Source organism: Amycolatopsis mongoliensis, assembly GCF_030285665.1.
GTDB lineage: Bacteria > Actinomycetota > Actinomycetes > Mycobacteriales > Pseudonocardiaceae > Amycolatopsis > Amycolatopsis mongoliensis.
In genome coordinates, this window is record NZ_CP127295.1 from 4,668,893 (window position 1) to 4,681,062 (window position 12,170).

At 72.7% G+C, this 12,170-nt stretch carries 14 protein-coding genes; 7 read left to right on the forward strand and 7 right to left on the reverse strand.

Going from position 1 to position 12,170, the window contains the following annotated elements:
* Positions 1-7: 7 nt before the first annotated feature.
* Genes QRX60_RS22780 through QRX60_RS22805 form a run of 6 tightly spaced genes read left to right on the forward strand, consistent with a single transcriptional unit; the run spans position 8 to position 6,430 of the window.
* Positions 8-583: a CoxG family protein gene (locus QRX60_RS22780; RefSeq protein WP_286002791.1), complete on the forward strand. Its 576-nt coding sequence runs from the start codon at positions 8-10 to the stop codon at positions 581-583.
* Positions 583-1,467 carry an FAD binding domain-containing protein gene (locus tag QRX60_RS22785; RefSeq protein WP_286002792.1) on the forward strand — a complete coding sequence of 295 codons (885 nt, stop codon included), beginning with the start codon at positions 583-585 and terminating at the stop codon, positions 1,465-1,467. The genes QRX60_RS22780 and QRX60_RS22785 overlap by 1 nt, the downstream gene beginning before the upstream one ends.
* Positions 1,424-3,748, forward strand: a complete 2,325-nt coding sequence (locus QRX60_RS22790; RefSeq protein ID WP_286002793.1) for a xanthine dehydrogenase family protein molybdopterin-binding subunit — start codon at positions 1,424-1,426, stop codon at positions 3,746-3,748. Before QRX60_RS22785 ends, QRX60_RS22790 begins: the two co-directional genes overlap by 44 nt.
* Positions 3,745-4,224 (forward strand): (2Fe-2S)-binding protein, encoded by a 480-nt coding sequence (locus QRX60_RS22795; RefSeq protein ID WP_286002794.1) that lies wholly within the window; start codon positions 3,745-3,747, stop codon positions 4,222-4,224. The genes QRX60_RS22790 and QRX60_RS22795 overlap by 4 nt, the downstream gene beginning before the upstream one ends.
* Positions 4,221-4,991 (forward strand): alpha/beta fold hydrolase, encoded by a 771-nt coding sequence (locus tag QRX60_RS22800; RefSeq protein WP_286002795.1) that lies wholly within the window; start codon positions 4,221-4,223, stop codon positions 4,989-4,991. Before QRX60_RS22795 ends, QRX60_RS22800 begins: the two co-directional genes overlap by 4 nt.
* The gene (locus QRX60_RS22805) at positions 4,988-6,430 is read left to right on the forward strand and encodes a UbiD family decarboxylase (RefSeq protein ID WP_286002796.1); all 1,443 of its coding nucleotides are present in this window, start codon (positions 4,988-4,990) and stop codon (positions 6,428-6,430) included. Before QRX60_RS22800 ends, QRX60_RS22805 begins: the two co-directional genes overlap by 4 nt.
* 62 nt (positions 6,431-6,492) lie before the next feature.
* Here QRX60_RS22805 and infA read toward each other — a convergent pair whose 3' ends face one another.
* From infA to QRX60_RS22820, 3 genes are all read right to left on the reverse strand, one after another.
* A complete protein-coding gene (gene infA / locus QRX60_RS22810) occupies positions 6,493-6,714 on the reverse strand; it encodes a translation initiation factor IF-1 (protein ID WP_286002797.1) in 222 nt (73 codons plus the stop codon).
* Positions 6,704-7,489 (reverse strand): GNAT family N-acetyltransferase, encoded by a 786-nt coding sequence (locus QRX60_RS22815; RefSeq protein ID WP_286002798.1) that lies wholly within the window; start codon positions 7,487-7,489, stop codon positions 6,704-6,706. Before QRX60_RS22815 ends, infA begins: the two co-directional genes overlap by 11 nt.
* 170 nt (positions 7,490-7,659) lie before the next feature.
* Positions 7,660-8,268, reverse strand: a complete 609-nt coding sequence (locus QRX60_RS22820; RefSeq protein ID WP_286002799.1) for a TMEM175 family protein — start codon at positions 8,266-8,268, stop codon at positions 7,660-7,662.
* Positions 8,269-8,298: 30 nt separating this feature from the next.
* Here QRX60_RS22820 and QRX60_RS22825 point away from each other — a divergent pair, with 30 nt between their 5' ends.
* Entirely contained in the window at positions 8,299-8,709 is a 411-nt protein-coding gene (locus QRX60_RS22825) for a hypothetical protein (protein ID WP_286002800.1), read from the forward strand.
* A gap of 1 nt (position 8,710) precedes the next feature.
* Here QRX60_RS22825 and QRX60_RS22830 read toward each other — a convergent pair whose 3' ends face one another.
* From QRX60_RS22830 to QRX60_RS22845, 4 genes are all read right to left on the reverse strand, one after another.
* Positions 8,711-10,213, reverse strand: a complete 1,503-nt coding sequence (locus QRX60_RS22830) for a phosphodiester glycosidase family protein (protein ID WP_286002801.1) — start codon at positions 10,211-10,213, stop codon at positions 8,711-8,713.
* A gap of 95 nt (positions 10,214-10,308) precedes the next feature.
* On the reverse strand, positions 10,309-10,914 hold the full coding sequence (locus QRX60_RS22835; protein WP_286002802.1) for a DUF3618 domain-containing protein: 606 nt from the start codon (positions 10,912-10,914) through the stop codon (positions 10,309-10,311).
* Positions 10,911-11,342: a phage holin family protein gene (locus QRX60_RS22840; RefSeq protein WP_286002803.1), complete on the reverse strand. Its 432-nt coding sequence runs from the start codon at positions 11,340-11,342 to the stop codon at positions 10,911-10,913. Before QRX60_RS22840 ends, QRX60_RS22835 begins: the two co-directional genes overlap by 4 nt.
* On the reverse strand, positions 11,339-12,124 hold the full coding sequence (locus QRX60_RS22845) for a hypothetical protein (protein WP_286002804.1): 786 nt from the start codon (positions 12,122-12,124) through the stop codon (positions 11,339-11,341). The genes QRX60_RS22840 and QRX60_RS22845 overlap by 4 nt, the downstream gene beginning before the upstream one ends.
* Positions 12,125-12,170 lie beyond the last annotated feature (46 nt).

Here is a 12,170-nt window from a genome sequence, read left to right on the forward strand (position 1 = left end):
TGGTCACATGAAGCTCGGATCCTCCTTCCTCGTCCCCGCGGGGCACGACCGCGTGTTCGCGCACTTCCTCGATCCCGACTCGATGCGGGTCAGCGTGCCCGGCTGTACCGAACTCGACCGGGCGGACCCCGCGCACTACCGCGGCCGCCTGGTGAACGAGATCGCCCACGTCCGGTTCAGCGCCGGGTTCTCCGCGGAGATCACCGAACTGCGCGAGCCCGAACAGGTGCGGGCGCTGCTCAAGGGCGAGGACCACAAGCTCGGCAGCTCCATCAAGATCGACGCGCGGCTCGGCGTCCAGCCCGACGGCCCTGACTCGGCCAAAGTGGACTACGAGCTCGACATCGCGATCTGGGGCCGGATCGGCCGGCTCGGCGAGTCGCTCGTGCGCCGGCGTTCGCAGGAGGTCGAGAAGGAGTTCGTCGCGGCCTTCGCCGAGATCTGCGCCGCCGGCCCGCCGGGGCCGGACAACCCGGGGCTGCGCAGCGTGCTCGAGCGGCGGAACGGACAGTCGGCGCCGGCGGAAGCGCCCGTTCCCTGGTGGCGCCGCCTGCTCGCGCGCCTGTTCGGGAGGAAGAACTGATGCCCGTCTACCACTACCCGGACACGCTCGGCGAAGCGTGCTCGATCATGGCCGAGGGCGAGGACGCGATGGTCTACGGCGGCGGGACCGCCGTCCAGATCCTGCTCAAGCAGGGCGTGCTCTTCGCGTCCGACCTGGTCGACATCGGTGCCGTCCCGGGCCTCGGGGAGATCGCGCGCACGAAGGACGGCCTGCGCGTGGGCCCGCTGGTCACCTTGCGGCAGATGGAAACCAGCCCGCTCGTGCGGGAGTTCGCGCCGCTGGCCGCCGAGGTCTACGGCCGGGTCGCCAACCCCCGCATCCGCAACACCGCGAGCGTCGGCGGCAACCTCGCGCACGGCGACTACCGGCTCGACCCGCCGACCGCGCTGATGGTGCTCGACGCGCGCGTCGAGCTCACGTCGTCACGGGGGAAGCGGACCGTGCCCGCGCGCGAGTTCTTCGTCGACTTCCAGCAGACGGCCTTGGCGCCCGGCGAGATCATCACGGCGGTCGAGATCCCGCGGCAGCCCGAAGACGCGGGTGCGCACTTCGCCAAACTGTCCAGCCTCGCGGTCAACGACTGGCCGGCCGCGTCCGCCGCCGCGCTGGTGGTGCCCGCCTCCCGCGGTCGGCGCCAGGTCCGGCTCGGGCTCGGCGCGCTGGCCCACGTCCCGGTGTTCACCCGGTTCGAAATCCCCGGCGACACGCCGGCCGACGAAGTCGTGGTCACGGCGAAAGAGGTCGCCGGGCCGCTGATCGACCCCCTCCCGGACGTGCGCGGGGGAAGCGCTTACAAGACCCGGCTAGGTCTGGTGGCCGTCGAAGAAGCCGTACGAGGTTCCTGGAAGGAGCGAGACGATGAGCGACGGATTCCGTTCCTCGGCCGGCGCCGCCGTCGGTGAGCGGTGGGCCCGCACCGACGGGCGCGCCAAGGTCCGCGGCGAGCTCCGGTACGCCGCCGAAGAACCCGTCCGGCCGTGCCTCGACGTCGCCGTCCACCGCAGCACCCGGCCGCACGCGAAGATCGTCTCGGTCGACACGTCCCGGGCGCTCGCGGCCGAGGGGGTCGTCGCGGTCGTCACCGGCGCGGACCTGTTCGCCTTGCTCGGCGAGCGGATGATGACCGGCCCCGCGTTCTCCGACCAGCCGTGCCTGGCCGTGGGCAAGGTCCGCTACGTCGGCGAGCCCGTCGCGGCCGTGCTCGCGCACAGCGTCGCGCAGGCGCGGCACGCGGCCGAGGAGATCCAGGTCGAGTACGACGAGCTGGACCCGGTGCACGACGTCGACGACGCCATCACCGGAACCGCCTTCGTGCACGAGGAGCTCCGGCCGTCGGCGGTGTTCGGCGACCTCAAGCACCTGCGCGGCAAGCGCGACACGAACGTCAACTACGAGTTCACTCTCCGCCGAGGTGACCCGGACGCGGCCGCCGGGACGACGGTGAGCGCGGAGTTCTGGGCGCCGCCGACCCACCACGTGCCGATCGAGCTGCCGTACGCGGCCGCGTGGCCCGAGGGTGACCGGGTCGAGCTGCTCGCGACGACGCAGACGCCGTCGTACGTCCGGCAGAGCCTCGCCGACCTGCTCGACCTGCCGCTCAACCGCGTCCGGGTGCGGACCGCGCCGCTCGGCGGCAGCTTCGGCGCCAAGATGTACGACCGGCTCGAACCGCTGGCCGCGGCGCTGGCGTGGACGCAGCGCAAGCCCGTGCGCATCACCGCCACCCGCGAGGAGGCGTTCCTGCTCACCACGCGCCACGGCGCGGCCGTGTCGGGCAGCATGACCGCCGGCGAGGACGGCCGGATCGTCGCGGCCACCGCCGACGTCCGGTACGACACCGGCGCCTACGCCGACGTCGGCCCGCGCATCACCGCGAAGTCCGGCATGGTCGCCACCGGACCGTACAAAGTGGACAACGTGCGCGTGCGCTCCCGGTGCGTCTACACGAACAAGCCGTCCGCCGGGCCGTTCCGCGGCTTCGGCGTGCCGCAGGTGACGTGGTCCCACGAGTCCCTCGTGGACGAACTGGCGCGCGAAAGCGGTGAGGACCCGGCGGAGTTCCGGCGGCGCAACCTGCTGCGGGAAGGTGACATCGCGCCGGTAGGCACGTCGATGCACAGCGCGGACTTCGTCGGCTGCCTCGACGCCGTCACCGAGGCCATCGGCTGGTCCGAGCCGCTGCCGCCGGCGGAAGGCCGGTTCGTGCGCGGGCGCGGGGTCGCGGTCGGGATCAAGGCCGTGCTGACCCCGACGATCTCCAACGCCACCGTCCAGCTCAACCAGGACGGCTCGGCGACCGTGCTGATCAGCACCGTCGACATGGGCCAGGGCAGCGACACGATCATGGCGCAGATCGCCGCCGAGGTGCTCTGCCTCGGCGAGGGCCGGGTCCGCGTCATCGGCGCGGACACCGACGTCACGCCGTACGACACGATCACCGCCGGCTCGCGCTCGACCTACCACACCGGCAACGCCGTCCGGCTCGCCGCGGAGTCCATGCGGGACAAGCTGCTCGCCCTCGCGGCGAAGCACTTCGACGTCGAGCCGACGGACATCAAGATCACCGGCGACGGGCTGGTCAGCGCCCAGAGCCAGGCCACCGTCGCCGTCCCGGACCTGCTGCTCGCCCACTTCGGCGCGCGGGGCACCACGCTCACCGCGGAAGCGAACTTCAGCACGTCGTGGCAGCCCTACGACCACGAAACCGGGCAGTCCGCGCAGGTCACCGAGCACTGGTTCGCCGGCGCGGCCGCCGTCCAGCTGACCGTGGACACCGCCACCGGGCGCGTGCACGTCGAGCACCTCGCGGTCGCCGGCGACGTCGGCCGCGCGATCAACCCGGCGCTGGTCGAACAGCAGCTCTCCGGCGCGGCGATCATGGGTCTCGGGCACGCGCTGTTCGACCAGCTCGTGTTCGACGAAGGCCAGATCGTCAACGGCACCCTGCTGGACTACCAGCTGCCGTCCATCAAGGACATGCCGGACCAGCTGACGCCGATCGTCATCGAAAGTCCACATCGGACGGGACCGTTCGGCGCCAAGGGCGTCGGGGAGACCGCGATCATCCCGCTCGCCCCGGCGATCGCCAACGCCGTGCGCGACGCGACCGGCGTCCGGCTGACCGAGCTGCCGCTCACCCCGGAACGGATCCTCACCGCGATCACCGAGCAGGAGCAGTCATGAGGGAGATCCAGCTGACCGTCAACGGACGGCGCCGCCGCCTCGCGGTCGCCGACGACGAGCTGCTGCTCGACGTGCTGCGCCGCGAGTTCGGTGTGACGAGCGCGCGCGAAGGCTGCGGCGTCGGCGCGTGCGGCGCCTGCACGGTCCTCGTCGGCGGGACGAGCGTGTCGAGCTGCCTGGCCCGTGCCGCGCGGTACGACGACGCCGAGATCACGACGGCCGACGGGCTGCCGGACGACGACGAGGTGGTCGAGGAGTTCGTCGCGGCCCGCGCGATGCAGTGCGGCTACTGCATCCCCGGCTTCGTGCTGATGGCGCACGAGCTGCTGGCGGAAAACCCGCGGCCGACCGACGACGACGTCACCGAGCACCTGGAGGGCAACATCTGCCGCTGCGGCACCTACGGCGAGATCCGCACCGCGATCAAGGCCGCGGCCGCCCGCCGCGAAGCCCGCGAGGGAAGGAAGAGCGCGTGAAAGAGCTGCACGTCCACCGCACCGGGAACCACGGCCGTCCCGTCGTGCTGCTGCACCCCCTCGCGCTCAGCGGCGCGGTCTGGGACCCCGTGGCCGCACATCTCGGGCAGCGGCACCGGGTACTGGCACTCGACGCGCGCGGGCACGGGGAGTCCTCTTGGGACGGTGCGGAGTTCACCGTGGACGACATGGCCGCCGACGCGGCCGCCGTCATCGAGGACTTCGGGGCCGGTCCGGCGGACGTCATCGGGCTGTCGATGGGCGGCAGCACCGCGCTGGTGCTCGCCGCGAGCCGCCCGGACCTCGTGCACCGGCTCGTGCTCGCCGACGCGACCGCGTGGTACGGCCCGGACAGCGTCGCCGAATGGGCGCAGCGGGCCGAGCGCGCGCTCGGCCTGGACCGTGTCGCGCAGCTGGAGTTCCAGCGGGACCGGTGGTTCGCCGACACCTTCCGCGCCGAGCACCCGGACGAGGTCCAGCGGGTGTGCGACATCTTCGTCGCCACCGACTCGAAGGCCCACGCGGCCGCGTGCCGGGCGCTGGGCGCGCTGGACGCGCGGGACCGGCTCGGCGACGTCCGGGCCGCAACGCTGGTCCTGGTCGGCGCCGAGGACTACGCGACGCCGCCGGCGATGGCCCGCGAGCTGGCCGCCGGGATCAAGGACGCGCGGCTCGAGGTCCTCGACCGTGCGCGGCACCTGAGCCTGCTGGAACGCCCCGACCTCTGGCCGGTCGTCGCCGCGCACTTCGCCGGGGACGAGTCGTGACGGAACCGCTGCTGAGCCTGCGTTCGCACCTCGACGCCGTCGCCGGGTTCGGGGAGCTGCGCACCGTCCGGGGCGCGCACTGGGACCTCGAGCTGGGCGGGATCGCCGAGCTGAGCTACCGGCTGCCCGGCTCGCCCGCCGTCCTGTTCGACGACATCACCGGGTACCCGGCCGGGATGCGGGTGCTCACCGGCAGCACGGGATCGCCGCGGCGGTTCGGGCGGACCCTGCGCCTGGGGGACGACCTCGACGACGCCGGCGTGGTCGAAGCCCTGCGCGGAAAGCCGTCGCGCTGGGCGGCCGCGGCCCGGGAGTTCCCGGTGCGGCCGGTCGAGGACGCGCCGCTGCTGGCCAACGAGGTCCCCGGCGGGAAGGTGGACCTGCTGACGTTCCCGGTGCCGAGGTGGCACGAACACGACGGCGGGCGGTTCATCGGCACCGGTTGCTTCGTCGTCACCAGCGACCCGGACACCGGCGTCCACAACGGAGGCTGCTATCGGATGGAGGTGGCCGACGAGGGCCGTAGTGTCACCCTCGCGGTGGTCCCGGGCAAGCACGGCGACCAGAACATCCGGCGCTGGTTCGAACGCGAGGGCCGCGCTCCCGTGACTGTCTCCTTCGGACACGACCCGCTGTTGCTCGTGCTGGGCGGCACCGAGGTCCCGCACGGGATTTCGGAACTGGAGTACGCCGGGGCCGTGCTGGGCGAGCGGGTCCCGGTCGTCACCGGGCCGGACACCGGGCTGCCGATCCCGGCGGGCAGCGAGCTGGCGATCGAAGGCTGGCTGCGGCCGGACCACCTGCGCGAAGAAGGGCCGTTCGGCGAGTGGACGGGGTACTACTCGGGCCGCCGCCGGCCGAACCTCGCCGTGGAGATCACCCGGCTGTACCACCGGGACGACCCGATCCTGCTCGGTGCCCCGCCGGGCAAGCCGCCGCACGACTACTCGTACATGCGCACGGTGATGAAGTCGGCGATGATCCAGGACGAGCTCGCCGCTTCGGGCGTGCCGGGCGTGGTCAAGGCGTGGGCCCACGAATCCGGCGGCGGGCGGCTGTTCGTCGCGGTGTCGGTGCGGCAGCGCTACGCCGGGCACGCGCGCCAGGTGGCGTACCTGACCGCGCAGGGGCCGGCGGCGGCCTACATGAACCGTTACGTGGTCGTGGTGGACGACGACGTCGACCCGGCGGACCTCGACCAGGTCGTCTGGGCGATGTCGACGCGCAGCGACCCCGGCACCGACATCGAGGTGATGAAACGGACGTGGGGCAGCAAGCTGGACCCGTTGTCGGTGGAGGGCGCACCGCCGTTCACCAGCCGCGCGATCATCGACGCCTGCCGCCCTTACGAGCGGCTGGAATCCTTTCCCCGGGTGGCGGAGAGCGACCCGGAGTTCCTGCGGAACCTCGAACGGAAGTGGCGCTCGGACCTGGCCTGACGCGTCGTGAGTGTTTAGGGAGGTTAGAACCGCCCTAAACACTCACGACGAGCTGCGGCAGACTACGTGCGGTAGCGGAACAGGATGCGGCCTCGGCTCAGGTCGTACGGGCTCAGCTCCACCAGGACCCGGTCGAACGGCAGGATCTTGATGTAGTTCTTCCGGATCTTCCCGCTGATGTGGGCCAGCACCTGGTGCCCGTTCGGCAGCTCCACCTTGAAGGTGGCGTTGCGCAGGCACTCGGTCACGGTGCCCTCGACTTCGATGCCGCCCTTATTCGCCATGGCGCACCAGCTCCAGGTTGCTGCTCGCGCGCCGGGCGCCGACGCTCTCGAACAACGCCGTCGCCGCCGGGTTGGCTTCGTTCACTTCGGCCGAAGCCGTGGGGATTCCCGCGTCGTGCAGGGCGCCCAGCACCTGGGCGAGCAGTGCCCGGGCGATGCCGCGGCGTTGCCGGTCCGCGCGGACCGCGATCAGCCCGATCCGCGGCAGCCGCGTCACCCGGACCACCCGGACCAGGCCCACGTACTCGTCCGCCTCGGCCGCGACCGCGTACTTCGCCGGGTCCACCACGGTGTCCCCGGGCGGGTGCGGCAGCACCTCGGCCGGCATCTCCTGCCAGCCGACGGTCGCCTCGATCTCGGCGCGGACCACGCGGTCCAGTGCCCGCAGCGGACCCTCGGACGCCGCGCCGAGGGGCACGATCGTCACGCCCGGCGGCGGGGCCACCGGGCCGGCGCCGCCGGTGGACACGACGTACTCCCACTCGCGCCGCCGGGTTGTGAAGCCGGCTCGTTCCCAGCCGGCCGTCAGCTCGGCGTCGGCCTCGTCGACGATCGTGTGGAGCGGGCCCCGGAGATCCGCCAGCATCGCGTCGGCCAGCCGGTCGAAGACCGAGCGGTGCCACGCGTCGATGCTGAGGAAGGTCCGCCCGTCGGGCCGCGTCGAAGCCTCGCCGCGGCCGGCCACCCGGTCGTCCTCCAGCGCGTGCCACTGCCGCTGCGCGACCCGCGTGATCACCACCGCGGGCTCGCCCGAGGTGAAATGCGCAGTTTCCATAGGTTCGTACCTTTCGGGAGTGCCTGAAGCGCTCCCGGCGACCCCTACGTCAGTCGCCCGACCGTGACGACGAGGGGAGCACCCACATCGAAACAGCGTTCATGGGGCTCACCTCCCGGCGTCGAGTCACGGTCACCGGCACGATAGCGGGCTCGCGCCGCCCGGCCCACTCATTTACCGGCGCGCCCCAGCGCCCGGCGGACGAGCCTCGCCGGGAACGCCAGCAACAGCAGCGCGTAGTAGCCGAAACCGGGCTTGATGAACCCCACCACGAGGGCGAGCGCGAACACGGCCGAGCTCACCACGAAGTTCCAGAACATCTCGTCCGGCACCGGCTCGGCGTCCCCGCGCACCTGCGGGTCGTGGCGGACGATGAGCACCAGCGCCGTGTGGCACAGGCTGCTGGCCAGCAGCGTCCCCAGGTAGAACACGACGGTGAAGCGTTCGGACTGGTACGCGCCGATCAGCTCGCTGGGGAAGGGCAGCAGGGCGATCGTCAGCAGCCAGCAGAAGTTGACGCGCACGAGCGTGGTGCTGTAAGCGCGCACGTGTTCGAAGATGCGGTGGTGGACGAACCAGAAGCGGCCGATCACGAGGAAGCTGATCAGGAAGCTGACGATCTTCGACCAGTTGTGCGTCACGGCTTCGACCGCGGGCTTGTGCTCCGAAACCAGCTCCGGCACCAGGTCCGTCAGCGGCAGGACCAGCAAGGTCAGCGCGATCGCGACCACGGCGTCGGTGAAGAACACCAGCCGCTCGGATGATCTTTTCTGCTCCACGCCGACATCCAACACTACAATCCCGGAGTCATGACGGTTGCCGCCGCGATCGCGTTCACCTGGCTGGGGATGGTGCTGGCCATCTCGTTCCTCGAGGCACCGCTGAAGTTCCGCGCTCCCGGTGTCACCCTCCCGCTGGGGCTGGGCATCGGCCGGGTGGTGTTCGCCGCGCTCAACAAGGTCGAGGCCGTGCTCGCGCTCGGGACCGTCGTCTTCCTGGTCATCGGGCCGCGGACGGTACTGGCCGTCGTCTTCGCCGCCGTCGCGGTGCTCGCGCTGCTCGTCCAGCTCTTCGCCGTGCGGCCCGCGTTGACGCGCCGCTCGGACCGCGTGCTGGCGGGCGAGGACGGCCCGCGCAGCCACGCCCACTTCGTCTACATCGGACTCGAAGTGCTCAAGACCGCCGGGCTGCTCGCGTGCGGCATCGCGGCGCTCTCCTGAGTCAGCGCCGCGGCAGCACCAGCAGCGCGTCGCCGACCGGGCGTTCGCCCGTCGCGTCCGAGGGGGAGCTGACCAGCTTGCCGTCGATCGCCATCGCCGTCGAGCCGCCGCCGTCGAGGTTGATCGCGGTCACCGCGCCCAGCCGTGCCATCAGCCGCGCGCCCTCGATCAGGGACAGGCCTTCGCTGAACCCCGGCTGACGCCCGTCGACGGTGACGATCAGCAGCCGCCCCTGGCGGTCGAGGCCCACCATCGTGCGCGGGTTGCGCTTGACGCCCCAGCCGTACACGAACGACGGGTCGCCCGGGTGCACGATGCCGTCCGCCGCCGCGTTCACCGCGATCCGGCCGCCACGGACCAGCCACGGGCCGCCGTTGACCACACCTGCCGGGTGGACCGGGTGAGCGCCCTCGAAGACCCGCGTCGAGACCGGCAGCCTCGCACCCGGCCGCGCGTGCTCGCCCAGCCAGGTCGCCGCCGCGCCGGTGCCCTGCACGGTGTGCCCGCCCCGGGGCACGTCGCCGCCCGGGGGACGCACCGCCGTGACGACGTCGTGCTCGTCCAGCACGGCTTCGACACCGTCGCCGGCCGGGGTGGGCGTGCCGAGCTGCGGCGTGAAGAGCACCAGCTCGTCGGCGTGGGTGCAGGTGGTGTCGTGCAGCGGCCGGTCCGTCGGGACGTCGCCGGGCTCGCCGCAGTTGCGGATCAGGCCGGGCTTGCGGTTGACGCCGTTGACCTCGCGGCCGCCGATGGTGAGCGCGGTCCGCGGAACGCCGATCGACGGACGGTCCCCGAGCAGCAGCGCGGGCCGCCCGGCGGTGGCTTCGCTCTGCAGGAGGCCCTGGTAGACGCCGATGCCTGCCGGTTCGCCGGGGATGCCGTCCCGCGGGTCGATGACGAAGAAGCCGCCGTTGGTCCCGACGAGCGCCCCCGCGGCGGCCGACAGCGCCGACGTCGTGCGCCGGTCCGCGACCGAGTCGCCGTGCGAGGCCACGACGTCGCCGCGGAACCGCCGCGGATCGACGACGGCGACCCGGACGCGTTGCGGCCCTTGTGCTTCCGGTCCGTCCTGGCCGGTCCACTCGACGGCGCCGGAGAAGCCGTTCGCGGTCATGGCTCTCGCGGTGGCGGCGGCCTGCGCGCGGTCGGCGAAGGAGCCGACCCGCACCCGCCAGCCGAGGGCGCCACGCGGGGTGTCGGCGAAAGCGGGCCACTCGACCTCTTCGGCGCGCGCGGCGAAACCCTTGCCGCGCAGGGTGGTCACCAGTGTCTCGGCGTGCTCGCGGGTCCCGAGCACGGAGGGCGGCGCGTCCGGGTCGGGGCTCGACCCGCCGGGCACCTGCGCGGTGACAGTCCAGAAGTTGTGGCCGGTGCTCTCGCCGGTGACCGTGGTGAAGACGGTCAGGCCCGGCGCGAGCACGTCCCCGGCGGCCGAAGCGGGCGAACTCAGCGCCAGGGTGAGCGCGGCGGACAGAACCAGGGCGAGCGGCATCCTCGTCTTCACGCGAAGCAAGCTACCCCGCCGGGGTGGATTTCGCGTGGGTTCCGGTTGAACTCCCGGGCACGGCGCGACCCCACCGGACGCGCCGTGCCCGGACCTCAGGAACGGACGTTCTGCTGTGCTTCCTGCGCCCGGTCGGTGACATCGCCGGTTGCCGAGCGGGCTTCGTCCTTCACCGTCGACGCGCTGCCGGCGGCTTCGGACTTCACCGACTCGACGGCCTGCTGCGCCGGCTCGCGCAGGTTGTCCTTGAGCTCCTCCGCCGCGTGCTGGGCGACCGGGGCCAGCTGCTCGCGGGCCAGGTCCGTCGCCTGGCCCGCCAGCTTGCGCTCCGGCTCGCTCGCCGGCAGCAAGGAGGAGACGAGCCAGCCGGCGCCGAAGGCGATCAGGCCGGCGGCCAGGGGGTTGCCCCGGGTGCCGCGGCGGATCGACTCCGGGGCGTCGGAGACGGTGCCGGCCGCGGCGCTCACCTTGTCCTGCGCGGTGGAGGCGACCGAGCCGACCTTGTCACCGGCCGTCGACGCCTGGTCGGACGCCGTGCCCATGACGCGGTCCTTCGCGCTGCCGAACGCCGTGCGCAGCCGGCCGACGCGGCGTTCCATGATGCGGCCGGGGCTCACCTTCTCGGTCAAAGCGTTGACGTCGGTGCTCAGGTTCCGTTGCGTGCCTTCGATCTCACGGCGGATCCGGTCGGGTTCGGTCATGGTCGTTCGCCTTTCAGTGCGTCCGGAACCCGTTGCAGGGTCTCGACGGTGCGTTCGGGTTTCGGGTTGATCCGGCGGAACTCGCTGCGCCCGGTGACGTACAGGACCGCGCCGGCGACCGCCCACACCGCCGCGACGACGACGGCCGCCCAGCCGCCGTCCATCACGTTCTCCAGGCCCTGCCAGAGCGCGACGGACAGGAACAGCAGGACCATGTAGCCGGCCAACCCGGCGCCGCCGACCATGGCCGCGCCCTTGGCCGCCTTGCCGGCCTCGGCCTTCGTTTCGGCCTTGGCCAGGTCCACCTCCTGCCGCACCAGGGTGGAGAGGTCCTTCATGACGTTGGTCATCAGGTCGCCGACCGAAGAGTCGGCGACGTCGACCGGCGGGCCCGCCTGCGGCGCGGGGCCGGGTGGGGGCTGGGTCATCGCGGCACCGGCCCGGAGCCGGCGGAGTGGCTGGGCTGCGGCAGGGACGGCTGCGGCGCGGCGTAGCCACCCGGGGTGGTCGCCGGGTACCCGCCGTCTCCCGGCTGCGGCGCGGTGAACCCGCCCGGATAGCCGGCTTCGCCGCGCCGGGTCTCGGACGCCGGGGGCACCGGCGGGACGCCGACCGGTCCCGGGTGGTGCGGGGGCGGCGTGGCCTGGCCAGGGTGCGGCAACGCGGCCTGGCCCGGGGACCCGGCGGCCTGCCCGTTCGGTGAACTCCCGGAGTTTTCCTGCTGCTGCGCGACGACACCCCGGGTGAGCCGCCCGACGACGGCGCCGGCCAGGGCCGCGCCGACCAGGAACGCGCCCGGACGACGGCGGGCGAAGCGCCGCACCTCGTCGAGCAGGTCGCCGGGTTCGCGGTGCTCGAGCCAGTCCGCGACCGAGCGGGTCCGGCCGGACACCTGCCGCGCGACGTCGGCGGCGACGCCGGGGGAGTCGGTCTGCTCGGCCATCCGGTCCAGCTGGCCGGCCAGCTGGTGGAGGCTCTGCGCCGCCTTCCGCTGGCCGTCCCTGGCCTGGGTTTCCAGCTGGTCCCGGCCTTCGCGGAGCAGGTCGCGCGCTTCCCGCTGCGCGTGCTCCGCGACGTGTTTCGCTTCCTGCGCCGGGGTTTGCGCGACCTCACCCCCGCGGTCGGCAGCGGTGGTGGCCACCTCGCGGGCTTCGTTCTTGGCGGCTTCCGTCGTCGACGGCGGCGACTGGCCGCCGGGTCCCTGCGTCATCTCGGCCTCCTTTGCGGGCAAGGCACTTCCCGTGCCCTTGATGGGC

What these genes read in the sequence shown, in the direction of transcription:
- QRX60_RS22780 (WP_286002791.1), top strand. Translation starts at nt 8, where the DNA reads ATGAAGCTCGGATCCTCCTTCCTCGTCCCCGCGGGGCACGACCGCGTG.
- QRX60_RS22785 (WP_286002792.1), top strand. Translation starts at nt 583, where the DNA reads ATGCCCGTCTACCACTACCCGGACACGCTCGGCGAAGCGTGCTCGATC.
- QRX60_RS22790 (WP_286002793.1), top strand. Translation starts at nt 1,424, where the DNA reads ATGAGCGACGGATTCCGTTCCTCGGCCGGCGCCGCCGTCGGTGAGCGG.
- QRX60_RS22795 (WP_286002794.1), top strand. Translation starts at nt 3,745, where the DNA reads ATGAGGGAGATCCAGCTGACCGTCAACGGACGGCGCCGCCGCCTCGCG.
- infA (WP_286002797.1), bottom strand. Translation starts at nt 6,714, where the DNA reads ATGGCGAATAAGGGCGGCATCGAAGTCGAGGGCACCGTGACCGAGTGC.
- QRX60_RS22815 (WP_286002798.1), bottom strand. Translation starts at nt 7,489, where the DNA reads ATGGAAACTGCGCATTTCACCTCGGGCGAGCCCGCGGTGGTGATCACG.
- QRX60_RS22825 (WP_286002800.1), top strand. Translation starts at nt 8,299, where the DNA reads ATGACGGTTGCCGCCGCGATCGCGTTCACCTGGCTGGGGATGGTGCTG.
- QRX60_RS22835 (WP_286002802.1), bottom strand. Translation starts at nt 10,914, where the DNA reads ATGACCGAACCCGACCGGATCCGCCGTGAGATCGAAGGCACGCAACGG.
- QRX60_RS22840 (WP_286002803.1), bottom strand. Translation starts at nt 11,342, where the DNA reads ATGACCCAGCCCCCACCCGGCCCCGCGCCGCAGGCGGGCCCGCCGGTC.
- QRX60_RS22845 (WP_286002804.1), bottom strand. Translation starts at nt 12,124, where the DNA reads ATGACGCAGGGACCCGGCGGCCAGTCGCCGCCGTCGACGACGGAAGCC.